Annotated in this window: 4 protein-coding genes and 1 pseudogene; 1 reads left to right on the top strand and 4 read right to left on the bottom strand. The window is 39.1% G+C overall.

The features are described 5' to 3' along the window. The first annotated feature begins 197 nt into the window (after positions 1-197). Positions 198-482 carry a DUF1905 domain-containing protein gene (locus OS138_RS12630; protein WP_002286335.1) on the top strand — a complete coding sequence of 95 codons (285 nt, stop codon included), beginning with the start codon at positions 198-200 and terminating at the stop codon, positions 480-482. Between the two features lie 280 nt (positions 483-762). On the opposite strand, the gene OS138_RS12625 is transcribed toward OS138_RS12630, so the two are convergent. The 4 genes and pseudogenes from OS138_RS12625 to OS138_RS12610 form a co-directional block, all read right to left on the bottom strand. Beyond that, entirely contained in the window at positions 763-1,182 is a 420-nt protein-coding gene (locus OS138_RS12625; protein WP_086324456.1) for a prenylated flavin chaperone LpdD, read from the bottom strand. Between the two features lies 1 nt (position 1,183). Then, positions 1,184-1,768 carry a UbiX family flavin prenyltransferase gene (locus tag OS138_RS12620; RefSeq protein WP_002328281.1) on the bottom strand — a complete coding sequence of 195 codons (585 nt, stop codon included), beginning with the start codon at positions 1,766-1,768 and terminating at the stop codon, positions 1,184-1,186. Between the two features lie 46 nt (positions 1,769-1,814). Continuing rightward, on the bottom strand, positions 1,815-3,290 hold the full coding sequence (locus tag OS138_RS12615; protein ID WP_086324457.1) for a UbiD family decarboxylase: 1,476 nt from the start codon (positions 3,288-3,290) through the stop codon (positions 1,815-1,817). A gap of 159 nt (positions 3,291-3,449) precedes the next feature. Continuing rightward, positions 3,450-3,561, bottom strand: a pseudogene (locus OS138_RS12610) (IS30 family transposase); the annotation flags it as partial.

Genomic DNA, 3,561 nt, shown 5'->3' with positions numbered 1-3,561 from the left:
AACTGGCAAAGTCCCATCCAATTTCGTAAAACAACCGCAACGGTTGTGTAAAAATATCATTTTAGAGCATGAAAAAAGGAGTGGATTTCTCCACTCCAAAAAAGTCTAACTTTTGGGGGTCACTACACAAGACTTTTGTCACAGTTCCTTCTTTTTTTTGCTATGCTATACTAGATGTAAAAAATAGGAGAAATAAAATGAGGGAAATTTATTCTTTTGAATCAAAAATCTATGCTTCCGAAGTCGGCAAGGGCGGGGCATATATTATTTTTCCGTATGATATAAGAAAAGAATTCGGCGCTGGAAGAGTTAAAGTCCAAGCAACTTTTGACAATGTGCCGTATGAAGGCAGTATCGTGAATATGGGCGTGAAAAATCCAGATGGTTCAGTCTGCTACATCCTTGGACTACGAAAAGATATTCGTAAAAACATCGGAAAAGAAATCGGTGATATTGTAGCAGTTACAGTGAAGCAAAAATAAAAGAGGTTGTGACAAAAGACGTGTCACAATCTCTTGATAAACGGTGTTCAAAAGCCAGTTTCTCGGTAGTAAGTCAAATTTATGTAAAAATGTGGAAACCCATGTTTACAAAATTTTTCTTACTACTCAAAACGAAGCGGCTTTATCACAACCTCTTGATAAACGGCGTTCAATCAGCTGTCCCTCGGTATTAGCTCAAAAACGGCAAAATATGAGAAGCTATTTTTCCATTTTTTTCTCTCATACTCAGGTCATAACGCTGATTTCACAACCTCTTCTTTCATAATGGTTTTTCACCATCTTTATAATAAACTGGTTCTTTGATATGGAAATCTATTTTTTCCAACCAATCTAAAATTTTGTAACCTAACTCTTCTGACATCGGAAAAGAGGCGTTGATTTGTGCATTGGAGATATGGTCAACATGGATACCGGAAGTGATCGTACAACTTCCCGGAACGGCAGTTGTGATGATCACAGCTATTTTTTCGGCTAAGACATCGTCTTTATGGAACCGACCATCGTGGCTAGGGAAACGTACAGTTTGCATCTCTGTATCACGAGAAAATGTAGTGACTGTTCCGATATGTGGTGTATCTCCGCCTGTTAAAGTGATCAATAAGTCTTTACCGATTACTTTAACAGCAGCTTGGATCGTGAAACCTAGTTTGGTTACTTCAACTATCGTTTCTTTTTCCATATTAATCACCCTGCCAACGTTTTGAATGCTCATTTACAATTCCAAATTGATCCAAAAGTTTCATTGTATGGTGATTAACAAGATCTTGGATCGTTTGAGGCTGATTATAAAAAGCAGGGATTGGTGGTATGATTTGCACACCTAGTCGTGCTAATTTAGTCAAGTTTTCCAAGTGAATGGCATTTAATGGCGTTTCACGAGGAACAATGACTAACTTTCGTTGCTCCTTCATTGTTACATCAGCAGCACGTGCAATAAGGTTGTCGCCTAAACCAACAGAGATACCTGCGACTGTTTTCATACTTGCCGGTACGATGATCATTCCATCGGTCAAAAATGATCCGCTGGCGACAGCAGCACCTAAATCTTTGTTTGAATAATGGTAATCAAACAGGCTTTCGAATTCATTTAGTGATAAGTCGGATTCCAGCTTTAAGTTCTGTTTTGCCCATGGACTGATGATTCCGTGTGTTTCTACCATCGGATATTCTTTTAGTTTCTTCACGAGGTTGATGGCATAAATGGTGCCTGAAGCGCCACTTACACCAATCACGATTTTTTTCTTCCGTTGTGCCAATTGTTCCATTTTCCGCACTCCTTTTTATGATGTCAAAACAGTTGCAGATCATTCATTATTTCAAATATTTTTCCCAATCTTCTACTTCTTGGAATTTTGCACGTACAAAATGTTCTTTCATATCGAAAGGAACTGTACCGTCAAAGATAGTTTTTGCACTCATCCCACGAAAACGAATAGAGCCAGGATTATATTCTGGTAATTCAGATGGGTCCAATGGATGGTTCCTCATTCCTGGGATCACGATGATATCTTTATCTCCTTGGAAACGAGTGTTGAAAGTCCAAACTACATCGTTCATGTCGAAAATATCAACATCTTCATCGACTAAAATGACTGTCTTCAATTCTTTGAAGGCTGATAAAGCAAGAATAGCTGCTTGACGCTGAATACCTTCATCCGCTTCGTTTTCTTTACGGATTTGCATGATGGTCATCAATTTACCACCACCTGCAGGAGGATTGTAGACATTTACTACTTTTCCTGGAATAGCTTTATCGACTAAGGCAAGAATACTTGCTTCTGTAGGGATACCAGCCATAGATACGTGTTCTTCACTGGGACCAATCGTTGTTTGCATGATTGGATTGTCTTTTCGGTGAGTAACTGCTTTGACTTTCACTACTTGTACAGCTGGATTAGCATCCCCAGTATAGCCAGGAAATTCTGGCATTGCTTTTCCTGAGTTCGTGTTGATATCTTCTTGCATTGTTTCATTTGGCATGATTTCTGCTTCGATGATGAATTCAGCACGAGCAATACCCACTTCATTGACTGCTATACCATCAACGATTTGAATAGGTTCGTTACGCAAAGCTCCTGCACACCATAGTTCATTGTAGCCAAGTGGAGTGGTAGGTGGTTCGAAAGTCGTGCCAATGGCAATTGCTGGATCTAAACCAATATTGATAGTGATAGGCATTGGTTTATTCAAGGCTTCGAATTGTTTTTGGAAGTGACCAATGTGGCGTCCGCCAGGCATGATGTACATACCGATCGTATCTTTATCTTCTAGAACCATACGATGGATCGTTACATCGCTCATTGTTTTTTCTGGATCTGATCCTAAGACTACACCCATTGTGATGTATGGACCAGCATCTTCAGGAGTATTTGTAGGTGCAGGCAAAATGTTGCGAATATCGAAGTCTGCATCGGTAGATAGATGAACGACTTCTTGTGCTGGAGCGTCTGCTTTGTCTACTTTCACAGGTTTGATTGGATTTTCTACAGCGTCTTTCAAGAAACGGCCAAGTGTTCGATAATCATGGTGCAAAATTTCACCTACACGTTTACGACTAGCCATTGTCCCGATGTTCACGCGCGTGCCGGGGAAACCTTTGATATTGTTGAAAGTCATAGCTGGTCCTTCTTGAGTCGGACGTTTTACTGTACCGCCAGCACCGATATAACGGTAAACACCAGATAATTCTGCTTCAGGATCGATTTCAATATCTGTTTCGTGATATTGACCTGGAAGTGTTTTTAGTTCTTCGATGACTTTTCTTAAATCATACGATTGATCTGTCATGAGAGATTCCTCCTTAGTTGTCTTTACCTATCTATAGTAAAAGGTGAAAAAGAGGAAAACAATTCAACTTGTTCGGTAAAGTATTCTACAATGGAATGGATACGTTTTTTTGATAATAGAGTAAATTATGATATACTTATCACTGTATTATTTGTCAAATTAAGCGAGACAAAACTTTCCATTTACGTAACTCAAAAAAACTTCTAATGGTGTTTGGTAATTTAGTGATTTTCTAGGGATATGGTTTCTTTTGGACGCAACGGATGAGATG

This window comes from Enterococcus sp. E5-37 (assembly GCF_035726925.1).
GTDB lineage: Bacteria > Bacillota > Bacilli > Lactobacillales > Enterococcaceae > Enterococcus_B > Enterococcus_B faecium.
This window is presented reverse-complemented; position numbering and strand designations above follow the sequence as displayed.

Excerpts from the sequence above, each read along its gene's own strand:
- OS138_RS12630 (WP_002286335.1), top strand. The coding sequence starts at position 198 with ATGAGGGAAATTTATTCTTTTGAATCAAAAATCTATGCTTCCGAAGTC.
- OS138_RS12615 (WP_086324457.1), bottom strand. The coding sequence starts at position 3,290 with ATGACAGATCAATCGTATGATTTAAGAAAAGTCATCGAAGAACTAAAA.
- OS138_RS12620 (WP_002328281.1), bottom strand. The coding sequence starts at position 1,768 with ATGGAACAATTGGCACAACGGAAGAAAAAAATCGTGATTGGTGTAAGT.
- OS138_RS12625 (WP_086324456.1), bottom strand. The coding sequence starts at position 1,182 with ATGGAAAAAGAAACGATAGTTGAAGTAACCAAACTAGGTTTCACGATC.